Source organism: Streptomyces sp. Inha503 (assembly GCF_047215865.1).
GTDB lineage: Bacteria > Actinomycetota > Actinomycetes > Streptomycetales > Streptomycetaceae > Streptomyces > Streptomyces lycopersici.
Genome location: NZ_CP178360.1, coordinates 4,509,486 through 4,524,199 on the forward strand (window position 1 = coordinate 4,509,486; position 14,714 = coordinate 4,524,199).

Below are 14,714 nucleotides of genomic sequence, written 5' to 3' on the forward strand. Positions count from 1 at the left end.
GCACAGCGAGCCCGTACGCCACCATAGGAGCCATGGATTCCGCGCCCGGCTCCGGCTCGTTCGCTCAGCCCGACTCGTTCCCCGCCCCCTTCCCCTTCGTCCTCGTGCTGCTGCGCCGGATGGCCGACCATCAGCCGGGGCTGGTCGAGGACGCACTGCGCGAGCTGGGCCTCGGGCGTGCGGTGATGCGCGAGGCCAACCGCCGCTGGCAGGCCATGCAGCGCTCGCCGCGGCGGCGCTCGGCGGTGGCCCGCTACCGCTCCGTGCTGGGCCCGCCGGAGTCCACCGCCACCCGCCGGATCGGCGATCTGACCTGCGAGGCGCTGAGCTGGTCCGTGCCGCTGTGGCCGGATCTGCGGTTCGAGGTGCTCACCGCGCCGAACGGGGCGGTGTGGAACGAGTGGCTGGTGCGCGCTCCGGGCGCCCCCGGACCCCGGCTGCGTACGGCCGCCGACCTCGCGCCCTGGTCCTGCACGGTGGACGAGGTGGCGCGCGCCTTCGCGCCCGCGCGGCCCATGGAGGGCTCGGCGCCCACCCGCTGGCGGCTCGCCTTCGACGCGCCGGAGGCGGAGAACGGTGAACTCCGCCACTATGTGGCGGAGTTCACCTGGGGACTGCTCCAGCGTATGGAGGACGTCAGGCCAGCTTCGCCGACAGCGTGATCTCCGTACCGGCGAGCGCCTGGCTCACCGGGCAGTTCTTCTTGGCGTCCTCGGCCGCCGCGGTGAACGCGGCCTCGTCCAGGCCCTCCACCGTGCCCTCGACGGTGAGGTGGATACCGGTGATCCCGGTGCCGGGCTGGAAGGTCACCTCGGCCTGGGTGGTCAGCTGGGTGGGCGGGTTGCCCGCCTGGGTGAGGCCGTGCGAGAGCGCCATCGAGAAGCAGCTGGAGTGGGCCGCCGCGATCAGCTCCTCCGGGCTGGTCTTGCCGTTCGCCTGCTCGGCGCGGGACGGCCAGGAGACCGGCTGCTCGCCGATGCCGGAGGAGTCGAAGGTGACGGTCCCCTTGCCCTCGGCCAGATTGCCCTGCCAGACGGTGTGCGCGGTACGCGTCGTAGCCATGCTCGCTGTTCCCTGCTTCCTGTCGGACGTGCGGTATGCGTATACGGTTCGGTCGGAGATCCGTATACGGTCGGAGATGATCAACCGGCGGGGGTGCCACCGCTTGCGGTGGCACCCTGTCCGGAGATCGACTCCGAGCCTACGTTCCAGGCGACCATGGCCGGGCGACCATGCTCACTTCCCAGTCGACTGACGGTCGCGGTGTCGAGCCGGAAGAGCGCACCGGCGGACGGGGGCAGGCCCAGCCGCCGGGCGGTGAGCACCCGCAGCACATGGCCGTGCGCCACCAGCACCACATCGGCGCCGTCCGACGACTCCAGCTCGGGGGCGATCCGGGCGAGCACCCGGTCCACCCGGGCCCCGATCCGCTCGGGTGACTCACCAGGGTGGTCGGGACCGGCCGACGGCACGCCGTCGGTCCACAGGTCCCAGTCGGGGCGGGTGCGGTGGATCTCGTCGGTGGTGATGCCCTCGTAGCCGCCGTAGTCCCATTCGCGCAGGTCGGGCTCGACGGTCAGATCCTCGAGCCCGGCGAGCCGCGCGGTCCGCAGGGCCCGGTCCATCGGGCTGACCAGGATCAGCCCGATCTTCCGTGCGGCGAGCGGTTCGCGCAGGGCCCGTGCCTGCTCCTCACCGCGCGGGGTCAGGGGCAGATCGGTCCAGCTGGTGTGCTTGTGCGACCGGCTCCACTCGGTCTCGCCGTGCCGGACCAGCAGCAGCTCAGCCACGGCCGCCGGATGCCTTCTCCTCGCCCGCGACGCCCTGCTCCTTCTCCTCGTCGATGGCGTGCTTCTCGTTCGCCGCGGCGGCGATGGAGGCGCGCACCGTGTCCATGTCCAGGTCACGGGCCTGGCCGATGAGGTCTTCCAGGGCCGGCTCGGGGAGGGCGCCGGGCTGGGCGAAGACCGCGATGTTCTCCCGCACGATCATCAGCGTGGGGATGGACTGGATGTCGAAGGCGGCGGCCAGCTCGGGCTGGGCCTCGGTGTCGACCTTGGCGAACAGCAGATCCTGGTGGCGCTCGGCGGCCTTCTCGTAGACGGGTGCGAACATCCGGCACGGCCCGCACCAGGAGGCCCAGAAATCAATCAGGACGAATTCGCTACCGGACACGATCTCGTCGAAGTTGTCCTTGGTGAGCTCGACGGTGCTAGTGCTCATGCCTGCGTTACCCGCTTCCGTACGTCGGCAGATGCCACATGCACCGTAACCCCGCCGCTGCCCGCCGTTATTCCGCTCCGACGGCGGGGGGGGGCGGCGGCCCCACGGCTGCGTCGAGCGCTGGGGGGGTGTCCGGCGCACCACGGGGCGGATCCGCACACCGGTGCTTTCCCCTCCCCGCCCCTTCCCGATACCAGGGCCCCCGCCCCTGGACCCCGGGGGTCTGGGGCGGAGCCCCGGGCCGGGGGGAGCGGGTCCGGGGCGGAGCCCCTGCCACGCGGCGGAGCCGCATATCGACGCCACGGGAAGGGGCGGGGCCCCGGCCCGAGGCCTTGAGGCATAGCCCCGGCCCAGGATTCGGGGCCTGGCGCGGACCCCCACCCGAGCCCCGGGGCAGAACCCGCCCGAGGCCCGGGGCCTGAGGCAAAACCCCCGCCCGAGGCCTGGGGCGGAGCCCCGGCCCGGCGTCTGGGGCGAAGCCCCACCCGGAGGCTGAGGCAGAACCCCCGCCCGGGGTCTGGGGCGGAGCCCCGGGCTGGGGTCTGGGGCGGAGCCCCGGGCTGGGGTCTGGGGCGGAGCCCCGGGCTGGGGTCTGGGGCGGAGCCCCGGGCTGGGGCCTGGGGCCGGAGCCCCGGCCCGGCGTCTGGGGCGGAGCCCCACCCGGAGGCTGAGGCAGAACCCCCGCCCAAGGCCGGGGCAGAACTCCCGCCCGGGGTCTGGGGCGGAGCCCCGGGCTGGGGTCTGGGGCGGAGCCCCAGTTTCGGGAAGGGGCGGGGAGGGGAACAGGCCGCCGCAGGCGTCACGAGCCGCCGGACCCGCCCAGCTAGCCCGCCCGGAAGCGTATGCCCAGGTCGGCGGGGGTGAAGCGGCGTACGTCCCTGGTGGAGAGCCCGCGGTCGGTCCCCCGGAAGATCCAGAAGCCGCCCGTCCTGCCGCGGCCGTAGCCGGGCGCGGCGGCGACCACATCCTCGTGTCCGTCCCCGTCGACGTCGAGCAGCGGGGGCTGCGGGGCGAAGGCGTCGAAGCCGTACGGGGTGTGCCGACCGGGCACCCCCGGGGTGTCCAGGTCCAGGGACTGCTCCCCGCCGTGCCCCCGACCGTGCCCCCGGCCGTGCTCCCGGTACGGGCTCTTGGCCGGGTCGGGGGCGTACTCGCCGCCGCGCCCGTGCCGTGAGCCGGGCAGCAGCGTGAGCCGGCCGTTGCCGTTGTTCTTCTCGGGAGTGGCCACGACGAGGTCGGGGCGGCCGTCGCCGGTGATGTCGCCGACGGCCGGGGAGCCGCCGAACCCGTCCCCGCGCCGTGCGTCGTCACCAGGCATGCCCGGACCGGACTGATCGACGGTGAGATCCGCACGTCCCCGGCCCAGACCGGACTTGGCTCCGTGGACGACGGTCAGCCGTCCGGAGCCGCGGTGGCGGCCGGGGCCGAGGGTCCCCTGGCCGGGCGCGAGCAGATCGTCGACCCCATCGTGGTCGGCGTCCCCCGCCGCGGGCTCGCGCGGACCGTCCTCCGTGCCGAGGGCGTGGGCCAGGCGCGCCTCGGGCCTCTTGTCCCGCACCAGGCCCTTGGGCCCGCCGCGGTAGTGGGCGACGGGGGTGTCGAGGGGGGCGGTGTCACCCAGTTCCGGCTGGTCCGCTTGGCCGAGGCCGTAGCGGTAGGTCAGCACCACATCGGTGCGGTGGTCGCCGTTGAAGTCCCCGGCCGTGGCGGTGGCGGGCGCGCCGCGGTGGGGCCGGTCGGTGGGGCCCGCGGGGAGCGGGGCGGTACGGGCGGGGTGAACCTTCGCGCCGAACGGCCCGTACAGCACGCGTACGGCACCCCAGCCTTCACCCCTACGGTCACCCTTGCGATCACCGTTGCGTCCACCCTTGTGGTCACCCCGGCCGTCCACCCGGCCTTCGCCCCGGCTGTCACCCAGACCGTCCACCCGGCCGTCCGCCGCCGAGGCCAACAGGTCGGCCGCCCCGTCCCCGTCGAAGTCCCCCACGGCCAGCGCCAGGAATCCGGCCGCGCCACCGCCGAGCGGGCGCGGCGCGGCCAGCCCTCGGGGGCCGCCGCGCAGCACCACCGTCTCCCCCGTCCGCTCGGCCCGCGGCGAACTCCCGTGCCGGAACCGCGCCGTCACCAGGTCGGTGAATCCGTCCCGGTCGAGATCGGTGCGCAGCAGGGGGCCGACGTAGTCGTCGTCGGCGCCGTTCACGACGAGGCGGTGCCGCGGGTCGAGGCCGCGCGCCCCGCCGTAGACCACCGCGAGCCGGGCGGGCAGCGGTCCCCGGGAGGCGCTGGTGGGGCGGATGGCGGTGGCGAAGTCGTCGTAACCGTCGCCGTTGAAGTCCCCGAGCGAGGCACCGGCCGCCCCCTTGGTGGCCCCCTCCACCGGCCTCCGCCCCTCGTGGCCGCCCTCGCTGCACCCGGCGAGCAGCAGCACGGACACGGCCACGGACACCGCCACGGCGGCGACGGGAACGGACGAACGCACGGCGACACCTCGCAAGGCGGATCGAGCGGACGGGCTTCACCGCTTAAGACGGGCTTCACCGCTCAAGGACTCCAGGGAGCGCGCTCGGGTTGCCTCGCGGCCGCCCCCGCCAAATACACGCGACACCGGGCGCCGACCTTGCGATCATGACGCCTGAGGCCTGACGCCTGACGCCTGACGCCTGAGGCCTGACGCCTGACCCATGGCCCCTGGTCCCTGACCCGCGACGAGAAAGGGCGATGCACGATGCCGGCCATACCCGCCGACCCGACCGTGCTGCACCCGATGCCCGAGCAGCCACGGGTGGTGCTGCTCAAGCCGCTGATCACCTCGCCGCTGATCGAGGTCGGGGAGTTCTCGTACTACGACGACCCGGATGAGCCCACCGCGTTCGAAACCCGCAATGTGCTGTACCACTACGGGCCGGAGCGGCTGGTCATCGGGAAGTTCTGCGCGCTGGGCGAAGGGGTGCGGTTCATCATGAACGGCGCCAACCACCGCATGGACGGCCCGTCCACGTTTCCGTTCCCCATCATGGGCGGTTCGTGGGCCGAGCACTTCGACCTGATCACGGGTCTGCCGGGCCGGGGCGACACCGTGGTCGGCCATGACGTCTGGTTCGGATACCGGGCGATGGTGATGCCCGGCGTGCGTATCGGGCACGGCGCGATCATCGCCTCTGGTTCCGTGGTGGTGGACGACGTTCCCGACTACGGGATCGTCGGCGGCAATCCGGCCAAGGTCATTCGCCGCCGCTACGACGACCAGGACATCGCCAGGCTGCTGGCCCTGGCTTGGTGGGACTGGCCGATCGAGCACGTCACCGCCCATATCCGCACGATCATGTCCGGCAGCGTGGACGAGTTGGAGGCGGCGGCCCCGCGCTAGCCGCGCTGCGGTAGGAGATCTCCGAGGGGGGTTGCGCCTGCGGCGGGCTGCTCCCCTCCCCGCCCCTTCCCACAACTGGGGCCCCGCCCCAGCCCCCGCACCCGGGCCCTGCCCCAGACCCGGGCTCCGCCCCAGACCCCGGCCCGGAGTCCCACCCCGGCCCCCCGGGCCGGACCACCCCAGACCCAGATCGGAACCCCACCCCGGGCCCGGATCGGAACCCCGCCCCAGACCTCGGACCGAAGCCCCTCTCCCCGATCCCCGGATCGGAGCCCCGCCCCTCCCCGCGCCATCGCCATGCGGCTCCGCCGCGCGGCAGGGGCTCCGGCCCCCAGACCCCGGGGGTCCAGGGGCGGAGCCTCTGGTATCGGGTAGGGGCGGGGAGGGGAAGGACCCCGTGCCCCCCTTACGTCACCTCTCGAGGCTCATATACAGACGAGCCCCCCGCGGCCGAAACCCGACCCGCTCGTAGACGCGGCGGGAGCCCTCGCCCGAGTACTCCAGCCAGACCGACCGGGCGCCCCGGGCGAACATCGTCTCGGTCAGCGCGGCGGTGACCGCGGCGGCGATGCCTCGGCCGCGGAAGGCGGGCCGGGTGCCCACGCCCGCCAGTTCGGCGGTGCCCACGGCGGGAGCCGAGCAGGTGGCCCCGCCTGCGCAGCCCCCATCGGGCGCCCGGACGAACCGGACCGCACCCCCGCCCTCCTGGACGCGGCGCAGCCGGGCCGCCCCTTCCTCAGACGCGGCGAACTCACTGGCGAACGCCTCGGACAGCGCGGCGTCGATCGCCCGGTAGTCCTCGTCCGTGGCCGGAGCCGCCACCGGAACGGCCGCCGTGCCCCGCGGAACGGCGAGCCGTGCCGGGGTGCACACCAGATACGCGTGCGTGGCCTCCACGCCGAACCCCGCCTCCCGCAGCGCGGGCTCCACGCCGGGCGCGGCGTCCGGCGCGAACTCGAGCCGGGGCTTGAGCCCGCGTACCCGGAACGCCCCGATCAGCTCCGTGACGTCCCGGGCGGTGGGCCGGGCGCCGGGAAGCGGGGTCGCGTAGTTGATGTACGGGCTGGTGGTGCCGGGATCGAACCCCGCCACAAAGCCCCCGACTTCGACAAGCACGGGGCGGCGGCGAAGGTTGGCTACGGCGAAACTCTGGACGTCAGTGCCCATGGTGAAGTGACCTCACGGATCAACGCGGCGAGAGGCGATGCGCCGCGGAAGGAAGCGGTGTACGGATACGTGGGGCCGCCGTGAGGAAACGGGTTGTTGGCACCGATCGCTCAGTGCCGACGGCGGCCGCTGGGGGACGCCGAGTCCATTGGCTTCAGTCCTTTGACAGATAGTGGAATCGCCACGCGGAACTTAGCGCACAGCGTGCCCGGGTGACACATGGTTTTCGCGAAGTGGCACCTCCGTACTCACCCGGAGGATTGACGCGGACACACCACGACTCTACCGTCTCGTCACATCTCGGCGTTCACAATGAAACACCAACTTCATATACATGGACCACGGTCCATACCAACCCCCCACGGGAAGGCAATTCCCATGCGCATCCGTACGCTGCTCACCGCGCTGGCGACCGTCACCACCGCCATCGGTGGCCTGGCCCTCGCGGGCCCTGCCGACGCCTCCCCCACGGCGCGAACGGCCCCCACGGCCCGCACGGCCCCCGAGGCCCCCACGGCCGCCTTCGCCGACCCCTCGAAGGCGCCGGGCGGCAACTTCGACCTGTCCGTGTGGCAACTCCAGGAACCGGTCGGCTCCCCGGGCAAGCCGACGACCATCCCCTCGTCCCGGCTCCAGGGGGCGAGCGGATTCCAGGACGACTACTTCTACACCGACAGGCGCGACGGGGCGATGACGTTCTGGGCCCCCGAAAAGGGCGTCACCACCCCGAACTCCAACTACGCCCGCTCCGAGCTGCGCGAGATGAACCGCGACGGCAGCGCCGCGGACTGGTCGCTCGGCGGCTCGCACAAGCTTCAGGCGACGCTGCGCGTGGTGTCGGTGACGAAGAACGTCTGCGTCGGCCAGATCCACCTCGGCTCGGGCGGTTCCTCCACAAAGCCGCTGGTGGAGCTGTACTACCGCGCCAACGGCGACATCGTCCTCGGCACCGAGAACTCCCCCGACGGCGGCCAGACGCTGCACAACGTGGGACATGTGTCGGTCGGCAAGACATGGAACTACACGATCGGCGTCTCCGGCGGCGACACCATCGACCTGACGGTCAACGGCAGTACGACGCACTACGACATCCCGTCGTCCTTCTTCCCGTACAAGCAGTACTTCAAGGCGGGCTCGTACAACCAGTCGTCCTCCGACAGCACGACGAACGGAGCGCGCGTCGGCTTCTACGGGCTGACCGTCTCCCACGGCTGAGCCCCGAGGCCCGGCGGTCCTAGCCCGAGGCCCGGCGGCCAAACCCAAGGCCCGGCGGCCAAGGGAGCCGCCGGGCGTTGTCGCCCCGCCAGGCGTTGTCGCCGCTGTCCGCCGCTAGGACGCCCGGCCGCCGAAGACCTCGGCCACTTCCGGGATGCGGTCGATGTAGCCGTCGAGCAGCTTGCGGCCGACAGTCACCGAGTCGACCAGCGGGTGGAGGGAGAACGCCTTCGCGGCATCGGTCCGGGAGCCGGTGACAGCGGCGCTGATGGTGAGCCGCTCGACCGCCTTGACCTGCTGCATCAGACCGGTCTGGTGGAGATCGGGCTGGGTGATGGTGAGCGGGTGGACACCGTTCGCGTCAACGGTCACGGGCACCTCGACGACGGCGCCGTCGGGGAGGCCGGAGACGGTGGTCCCGTTGCGCACGTTGAGGATCATCGTGGCGCGTTCATTGCGGCTGATCGCGGCCATCACCGCGAGGGCGACCCCGGCATACCCCTGGTGCGCGGGGTCCGGCCGGAAGTCCTCGTCCGGTTGGGCCTCTCCCTGGACGGCGCCCTTGGCCTCCGCCATGTAGTTGGCGCTGCGGTCGGCGATGGTCTTCCGCCACAGCGACACGGCCGAGCCCGCGGCGGCCTCCGTCACCCGCTGGTAGAACTCCTGCTGCTGACGGGCGAGGAACTCGCCGCGGGTCTGCGGAGCGTCGAGGATGGACCGTACGGCCTCCCGGTTGAAGTAGTAGTAGTACAGGTACTCGTTGGGGATCACGCCGAGGTCGCGCAGCCACTCGCGCCCGAAGACGACGCCCTCCTCCAGGTCGCCGAGGCGCTGATCGTCGGCGAGCAGCCGGGGCAGGATGTCCTCGCCGTCGTGCAGAACGCGGCGCATCCAGCCGAGGTGGTTGAGACCGACGTAGTCGAACTGGGCCCGGGACGGGTCGAGGCCGAGGGTCGTGGCGATGCGGCGGCCCAGCCCTGACGGCGTGTCGCAGATGCCGAGGACCCGGTCGCCGAGGACGCTCTGCATCGCTTCGGTGATCATGCCGGCCGGGTTGGTGAAGTTGATGACGTAGGCGTGCGGGGCCAGGCGCCGTACCCGGTACGCGATGTCGAGCATGACGGGGATGGTGCGCAGCCCATAGGCCAAGCCACCCGGGCCGGTGGTCTCCTGCCCGAGGACGTCGAGGTCGAGGGCGACCCGCTCGTCACACATCCGTCCCGCCAGCCCGCCCACGCGGATGGCGGCGAAGACGAAGTCGCTGCCCTCCAGGGCGTCGTCGAGCGACGTGGTGACCGTCACCCTGGGCGCTTCGGCATGGCCGTCGGCGAACTGGGCGAGCACCTCGGCCATGGCCTTGAGCCGGGCCGGGTCGGTGTCGTACAGCCACACATCGTCGATACGGGGGGAGCCCTGATCGTGCAGCAGGGCCTGGTAGACGTATGGCACGCGGAATCCGCCGCCGCCGAGGACGGTCAACTTCATGCGAGTATCACCTTTCCGTCCGCCTCGCGGCAGAGCTGGAGCGTGTTGGGGTCGGCACCGCTGGTGGTGATCAGGACGTCGAGGTCGGAGAGCGAGCACACGCGCAGCGATCCGGTGCCGGGGAACTTGGTCTCGACGGCGACCAGGACGACCTTTCCAGCGGTCTCGATCATGGCCTGTTTCAGGGGGGCCTCAACGGCCATGTTGTCCACCACATGGCCGTTCGGCCGCACTCCGGTGCAGCTCAGGAAGAGCAGGTCGGCGCTGACCTGGCGGAGTGCCTGCTCGGTGAGGGAGCCGACCAGGGACTGATAGTTGCGGCGCAGCACGCCACCGAGCATCACCAGCCGTACGGCCTCGTCGTCGCGGAGTACGTCGAGCACCGGCAGGCTGCTGGTGATGACGGTGATCGGACGGCCCCTCAGCCGGCGGGCGATGGCCAGGGGGGTGGTTCCGATGTCGAGCACGATCACGCTGTCGTCCTCGACCAGCTTCACGGCCTCCTCGGCGATCGCCTCCTTCAGCGCCTCGTCACGCGAGATGACCAGGTTGAACGGGGTCTCGGGCTCCGCCTCCGCACCGGCGGCTTCCGCGGTCCCACGCGGCGACAGGGCCGCTCCACCGTAGGTACGGACCAGTTCACCGTTGCGGTCGAGGAGGATCAGGTCCCGGCGGATCGTGGATTCGCTGACCTGGAGGTTTTCGGCGAGCTCGCGTACCGAGGCCACCCCGGTCGACCGGAGTGACTCGACGATCTTCGCATGTCGTTTGCGTGAGGTCACGCATTGACGATAGCACCGCATGACTGAAGTCAGTCATGGAGCCCGAGAGACATTCTCGTTGCTGATCGACTCTTGTCATTCGGTAGGGGTGGTGCTCATAGTTGAGCACTTCACCGTGGTCGCACCGGAAAGAGGCGGTCCCCTTGCTCGACGTGCTCTTCGCCGGCGAGGTCTTCTGCGACCTCGTCTTCGGCGGCATGCCCCATCTGCCCACCCCGGGAACCGAGGTGTACGCCGACCGGTTCGCCGTCTCCCCCGGGGGAACCGCGAACCGCGCCGTCGCCGCCGCCCGCCTCGGACTGCGGACCGGGATCCTGGGGGTGATCGGCACCGACCTCTTCGGCGAACACCTCGCCGCCCGGCTCACGGCCGAGAAGAACCTGGACCCGACCTGGCTGCGCCGCGATCCCGCCGTGCACACCCCGGTCACGGTCGCGGTGACCCAGGAACACGACCGCGCCTTCCTCACCTACGAGGAGAAGGGGGCCCTGCGCCCCGAGGTGTGGGAGGGCGAGCTGCCCGCCGTCCGCTTTCTCCAGCTCGGGATCGGACGGCCGCTGCCCGCCTGGGCGGCCGAGTTCCGCGCCCGCGGCACCCGGGTGGTGGGCGGCGTCGGCTGGGACCCCACCGGCCAGTGGTCACGGGATCTGCTCACCCGGCTCGCCGAGGTCGACGTATTCGTCTGCAATGCCGTCGAGGCCACGAGCTACACCCGTACCGACACGGTCGAGGACGCCGTGAAGGTGCTCGCCGACCATGTGCCCGACGTCGTGGTGACCGATGGCGGGAACGGCGCGGTGGCGGTGGACGGCGCCACCGGCGAGCTGGTCCGGGTCGCCGTTCCCCAAGTTCCGGCCGTCGATCCCACCGGCGCCGGTGATGTGTTCACCGCGGGACTGATCACCGGCCTGAACCACGACTGGCCGCTCGCCACCCGGCTCCGCTTCGCCGGGCTGTGCGCCGCCCTGTCGGTGCAGAGCCTGGGCGGCGCGAACAGCGCACCGCGCTGGGAGGCGATCGACGCCTTCCTCGAACGCACCCCCCGGATCCCGGACGCGGACCTCATCCGCATCCGTTCGATCAAGCCGTAGCTCCCGCGTTCCGGGCGGTTCGGGTCGGAACGGCCGCGTCCCGCCGGACGACCGCGCCCCGCCACATCCGACCGACGCCGCCCCAGCCCCGTACCGCCGAACTCCCGGCCCCGGACCGGCCACACCCCCAGCCCCGTACGGACGAACCCCCGGCACCAACCGCACCCCCAGCACCAGCACCAGCACCAGGAGGACCACCCCATGGCCGAGAGAACCCCACGACGCCCCCGCCGGCGCCTCATAGCCGCGGCGGCGCTCGCCACCGGTGTCCTGACCGGTGTCGCGGCCTGCTCCCCCGGCCCCAGCGACGGATCGGCCACCGGCGCCAAGACCTCCGGCCCGGTCGCCACCGACCCGGCCAAGGCCGGGAAGGTCACCCTCACCGTGTGGGACCAGAACACCGACCCGGGCGCCAACGCCTCCACCGAGGCGCTCAACAAGGCGTTCATGGCGAAGTACCCGAACGTCACCATCAAGCGCGTCTCCCGGTCCTTCGCCGACCTCAAGACCACCCTGAAACTCGCGCTGTCCTCCGCCAACCCGCCCGACGTCGTCCAGGCGAACCAGGGCTACCCCGACATGGGCGCCTTCGTGAAGGCCAAGCTGCTCCAGCCGGTGGACCGCTACGCCAAGACCTACGGCTGGGACACCGCCTTCCCGTCCCAGCTGCTCGACCTCAACCGCTTCACCCCCGACGGCAAGACCTGGGAGACCGGCAATCTGTACGGCGTCTCGCAGACCGGTGAGATCATCGGCGTCTACTACAACAAGGCCAAGTTGAAGTCGCTCGGCCTGCCCGTGCCCACCACGCTCACCGGCTTCGAGAGCGCACTGGCCAAGGCCAAGGCGTCGGGCCTGCAACCCCTCTCCTACGGCGACGCCGACAAGAGCCCCGGCATCCACATCTTCGGTGTCATCCAGGCCCTCGCCGCCGGCAAGCCCGAGGTCCGCAAGCTCGTCTTCGACGAGGGCGACGCCAAGTGGACGGACTCCGGGACCCTCAAGGCCGCGACCACGCTGCGCCGCTGGGCCGACAAGGGGTATCTGGGCTCCGGATTCAACGGCAAGAGCAAGGACCAGGCCGTCGACTCCTTCGGCCGGGGCAAGTCCCTGTTCCTCCTGGAGGGCACCTGGCAGTCGGCCGTCCTCGCCCCGAAGATGAAGAAGAACGTCGGCTTCACCGCGCTCAGCCCGGCCGCCGGGCAGCCCCCGCTCACCCAGGGCGGCGAGGGCCTCGCATGGGCCGTGACCTCCAAGTCCAAGCACCCGGACGTCGCCGGCGCGTACATCGACTTCCTCGTCAACAAGAACGGCATGAAGGCCGCGGCCGCCCACGGCAACCTGCCGGCCCTTCCACCGGCCGACTACAAGCCGACACCCGGCACCGTCGACGCGGACATCCTCACCCGGTGGAAGGCGGTGAGCGAGAAGGACGGACTGCTTCCGTACCTCGACTACACCACCCCGACCTTCTACGACACCCTCACCGCCGCCGTCCAGGAGCTGACCGCCGGACACCTCTCCCCCAAGGCGTTCACCAGCCGACTCCAGTCCGACTACTCCTCCTTCCAGAACAGCAGGTAGACCCCCATCTCATGGCCGCCACCGCACATCGCCCGACGGCACGCAAGCGCCCGGCCGGTGCCCCCACCCGGGAGCCGGTCCGGCGCCGCGGCCGCGTCATCCAGTGGAAGGGCTACCTCTACGCCCTTCCCGCCCTGATCGTCCTCACGGTCTTCCTGCTGGTCCCGCTCGGCCAGCTGGTGCAGATCTCCCTCTTCCACTGGGACGGAATCTCCGTCTCCACATGGGCGGGGTTCGACAACTACGCCGAGATCGCCCGCGATCCGCAGCTGCGCGCGGGCTTCCTCCACTCCCTCGTCCTGATCCTGTTCTTCTCCGTCATCCCGATCGCGCTCGCCCTGATGCTCGCGGCGGTCACCACGCGGGCCGGCCGGCTGCGCGGCGTCTCCGTCTTCCGCGCGATGATCTTCCTGCCGCAGGTGGTCGCCATGGTCGTGACCGCCACCGCCTGGACGGCGATCTACGCTCCCGACGGCGTGCTCAACACCGCGCTGCGCGCCATCGGCCTCGAGGCGGTCGCCCGCCCCTGGCTCGGCGACTTCTCCACCGCCCTGCCAGCCGTCGGACTCATCGGCACCTGGCTGGAGATCGGCCTGTGTCTGGTGCTGTTCATCGCCGGTATCGGACAGATCCCGGCGGAGCTGTACGAGGCGGCGAAGCTGGACGGGGCGGGCGCGGTGCGGGAGTTCTTCGCCGTCACCCTGCCCGGACTGCGCGGGCAGATCACGGTCGCGCTCACCCTCACCGTGATCGCCGCCCTGCGCACCTTCGACCTGGTGTACGTCGCCACCCACGGCGGCCCGGGCAACGCCACCAGCCTGCCCGCGTACGAGGTCTACAACCGGGCCTTCGGCACCGGCCAGGTCGGCTCGGCCTGCGCCATCGCCGTGACCCTGACCGCGGTGATCCTCCTTCTCACCTTCCTGATCACCAAGGTCCAGCCACAGGAGGACGAGACATGATCTCCGGCCGCGAACGGGCGCTCAACTACGCCATCCTCACCCTCTTCGCCGCGCTGGCCCTGCTGCCGCTGATCGGCGTGGTGTCGTCCGCGCTGACCCCCGCCGCGGAGTCCGGACCCTCCTTCACCTGGCCCCACCACCTGGACCTCGGCAACTTCTCCACCGCCTGGCGCCAGGGCCACTTCGCCACCTACCTGACCTCCAGCCTGCTGGTCGCGGTCTCGGTGGTGCTCCTGACGGCCGTCCTGGCGATCCTGGCGGGCTTCTCCTTCGCGCACTTCGACTACCCCGGCCGATCAGCCCTCTTCTACGTCACCCTCATCGGGCTGATGGTGCCGCCCGAGGCCTTCGTCATCCCGCTCTACTTCAATCTGCGCGACACCGGACTCACCGACTCCTACTGGTCGCTGATCCTGCCGCAAACCGCCCAGTCCCTCGCCTTCGGCGTCTTCTGGATGCGCAACTTCTTCCGCTCGGTGCCGGTCAGCGTCATCGAGGCGGCACGCCTGGACGGGGCGTCCGACTGGCGGCTGCTGTGGCGGATCCTGGTGCCCACCAGCCGTCCGGCGCTGCTGACGATGGCGATGCTGGTGTTCATGTGGACCTGGAACGAGTTCCTGCTCCCACTGGTCATGATCACGGACGAGAGCAAGCGCACCGCACCGCTCGGCCTGGCCTTCTTCCAGAGCGAACACACCACCCAGTACTCCGTACTGGCGGCCGCGTCCATCATCGTCGCCCTGCCGGTCGTCGCCTCGTACGTCTTCCTCCAGCGGCACTTCATCTCCGGCATGCTCTCCGGCGCGGTGAAGGGCTGAACGAACGCCCAGGGCCCGGC

At 71.5% G+C, this 14,714-nt stretch carries 14 protein-coding genes; 7 read left to right on the forward strand and 7 right to left on the reverse strand.

The genetic code is table 11. The annotated features are described in order from the left end of the window. Positions 1-32 precede the first annotated feature (32 nt). Complete coding sequence (locus ACJX2R_RS18865; RefSeq protein ID WP_413101082.1) at positions 33-662, forward strand: hypothetical protein; 630 nt, start codon at positions 33-35, stop codon at positions 660-662. On the opposite strand, the gene ACJX2R_RS18870 is transcribed toward ACJX2R_RS18865, so the two are convergent. The 4 genes from ACJX2R_RS18870 to ACJX2R_RS18885 all read right to left on the reverse strand — a co-directional run bounded on the left by ACJX2R_RS18870 (position 637) and on the right by ACJX2R_RS18885 (position 4,702). Then, positions 637-1,062: an OsmC family peroxiredoxin gene (locus tag ACJX2R_RS18870; protein WP_020871531.1), complete on the reverse strand. Its 426-nt coding sequence runs from the start codon at positions 1,060-1,062 to the stop codon at positions 637-639. The genes ACJX2R_RS18865 and ACJX2R_RS18870 overlap by 26 nt on opposite strands. 80 nt (positions 1,063-1,142) lie before the next feature. Beyond that, positions 1,143-1,790, reverse strand: a complete 648-nt coding sequence (locus ACJX2R_RS18875; protein WP_413101083.1) for a histidine phosphatase family protein — start codon at positions 1,788-1,790, stop codon at positions 1,143-1,145. Then, positions 1,783-2,223, reverse strand: coding sequence for a thioredoxin (gene trxA, locus ACJX2R_RS18880; RefSeq protein WP_262704111.1), 441 nt, complete (start codon positions 2,221-2,223; stop codon positions 1,783-1,785). The genes ACJX2R_RS18875 and trxA overlap by 8 nt, the downstream gene beginning before the upstream one ends. Positions 2,224-3,046: 823 nt before the next feature. Next, entirely contained in the window at positions 3,047-4,702 is a 1,656-nt protein-coding gene (locus ACJX2R_RS18885; protein WP_413101084.1) for an FG-GAP-like repeat-containing protein, read from the reverse strand. 246 nt (positions 4,703-4,948) lie between these two features. Here ACJX2R_RS18885 and ACJX2R_RS18890 point away from each other — a divergent pair, with 246 nt between their 5' ends. Beyond that, a complete protein-coding gene (locus ACJX2R_RS18890; RefSeq protein ID WP_262704113.1) occupies positions 4,949-5,590 on the forward strand; it encodes a CatB-related O-acetyltransferase in 642 nt (213 codons plus the stop codon). Between the two features lie 411 nt (positions 5,591-6,001). Here the strand turns inward: ACJX2R_RS18890 and ACJX2R_RS18895 are convergent, their stop codons facing one another. After that, complete coding sequence (locus ACJX2R_RS18895) at positions 6,002-6,757, reverse strand: GNAT family N-acetyltransferase (RefSeq protein ID WP_413101085.1); 756 nt, start codon at positions 6,755-6,757, stop codon at positions 6,002-6,004. Positions 6,758-7,135: 378 nt separating this feature from the next. On the opposite strand from ACJX2R_RS18895, the gene ACJX2R_RS18900 reads away from it, so the two are divergent. Next, on the forward strand, positions 7,136-7,972 hold the full coding sequence (locus ACJX2R_RS18900; protein ID WP_413101086.1) for a polysaccharide lyase family 7 protein: 837 nt from the start codon (positions 7,136-7,138) through the stop codon (positions 7,970-7,972). Positions 7,973-8,086: 114 nt separating this feature from the next. Here the strand turns inward: ACJX2R_RS18900 and ACJX2R_RS18905 are convergent, their stop codons facing one another. Beyond that, entirely contained in the window at positions 8,087-9,457 is a 1,371-nt protein-coding gene (locus tag ACJX2R_RS18905; RefSeq protein WP_413101087.1) for a 6-phospho-beta-glucosidase, read from the reverse strand. Further along, the gene (locus ACJX2R_RS18910; protein ID WP_413101088.1) at positions 9,454-10,239 is read right to left on the reverse strand and encodes a DeoR/GlpR family DNA-binding transcription regulator; all 786 of its coding nucleotides are present in this window, start codon (positions 10,237-10,239) and stop codon (positions 9,454-9,456) included. Before ACJX2R_RS18910 ends, ACJX2R_RS18905 begins: the two co-directional genes overlap by 4 nt. Positions 10,240-10,391: 152 nt before the next feature. Here ACJX2R_RS18910 and ACJX2R_RS18915 point away from each other — a divergent pair, with 152 nt between their 5' ends. The 4 genes from ACJX2R_RS18915 to ACJX2R_RS18930 all read left to right on the forward strand — a co-directional run bounded on the left by ACJX2R_RS18915 (position 10,392) and on the right by ACJX2R_RS18930 (position 14,694). Further along, on the forward strand, positions 10,392-11,330 hold the full coding sequence (locus ACJX2R_RS18915; RefSeq protein ID WP_413105895.1) for a carbohydrate kinase family protein: 939 nt from the start codon (positions 10,392-10,394) through the stop codon (positions 11,328-11,330). Positions 11,331-11,531: 201 nt separating this feature from the next. Further along, positions 11,532-12,914, forward strand: a complete 1,383-nt coding sequence (locus ACJX2R_RS18920) for an extracellular solute-binding protein (protein WP_413101089.1) — start codon at positions 11,532-11,534, stop codon at positions 12,912-12,914. An 11-nt stretch (positions 12,915-12,925) separates the two neighbouring features. Further along, positions 12,926-13,876 carry a carbohydrate ABC transporter permease gene (locus tag ACJX2R_RS18925; RefSeq protein ID WP_262704120.1) on the forward strand — a complete coding sequence of 317 codons (951 nt, stop codon included), beginning with the start codon at positions 12,926-12,928 and terminating at the stop codon, positions 13,874-13,876. Beyond that, positions 13,873-14,694 (forward strand): carbohydrate ABC transporter permease, encoded by an 822-nt coding sequence (locus ACJX2R_RS18930; RefSeq protein WP_044575851.1) that lies wholly within the window; start codon positions 13,873-13,875, stop codon positions 14,692-14,694. The genes ACJX2R_RS18925 and ACJX2R_RS18930 overlap by 4 nt, the downstream gene beginning before the upstream one ends. Positions 14,695-14,714: the final 20 nt, after the last annotated feature.

Excerpts from the sequence above, each read along its gene's own strand:
- ACJX2R_RS18865 (WP_413101082.1), top strand. The coding sequence starts at position 33 with ATGGATTCCGCGCCCGGCTCCGGCTCGTTCGCTCAGCCCGACTCGTTC.
- ACJX2R_RS18870 (WP_020871531.1), bottom strand. The coding sequence starts at position 1,062 with ATGGCTACGACGCGTACCGCGCACACCGTCTGGCAGGGCAATCTGGCC.
- trxA (WP_262704111.1), bottom strand. The coding sequence starts at position 2,223 with ATGAGCACTAGCACCGTCGAGCTCACCAAGGACAACTTCGACGAGATC.
- ACJX2R_RS18890 (WP_262704113.1), top strand. The coding sequence starts at position 4,949 with ATGCCGGCCATACCCGCCGACCCGACCGTGCTGCACCCGATGCCCGAG.
- ACJX2R_RS18895 (WP_413101085.1), bottom strand. The coding sequence starts at position 6,757 with ATGGGCACTGACGTCCAGAGTTTCGCCGTAGCCAACCTTCGCCGCCGC.
- ACJX2R_RS18900 (WP_413101086.1), top strand. The coding sequence starts at position 7,136 with ATGCGCATCCGTACGCTGCTCACCGCGCTGGCGACCGTCACCACCGCC.
- ACJX2R_RS18905 (WP_413101087.1), bottom strand. The coding sequence starts at position 9,457 with ATGAAGTTGACCGTCCTCGGCGGCGGCGGATTCCGCGTGCCATACGTC.
- ACJX2R_RS18920 (WP_413101089.1), top strand. The coding sequence starts at position 11,532 with ATGGCCGAGAGAACCCCACGACGCCCCCGCCGGCGCCTCATAGCCGCG.
- ACJX2R_RS18925 (WP_262704120.1), top strand. The coding sequence starts at position 12,926 with ATGGCCGCCACCGCACATCGCCCGACGGCACGCAAGCGCCCGGCCGGT.
- ACJX2R_RS18930 (WP_044575851.1), top strand. The coding sequence starts at position 13,873 with ATGATCTCCGGCCGCGAACGGGCGCTCAACTACGCCATCCTCACCCTC.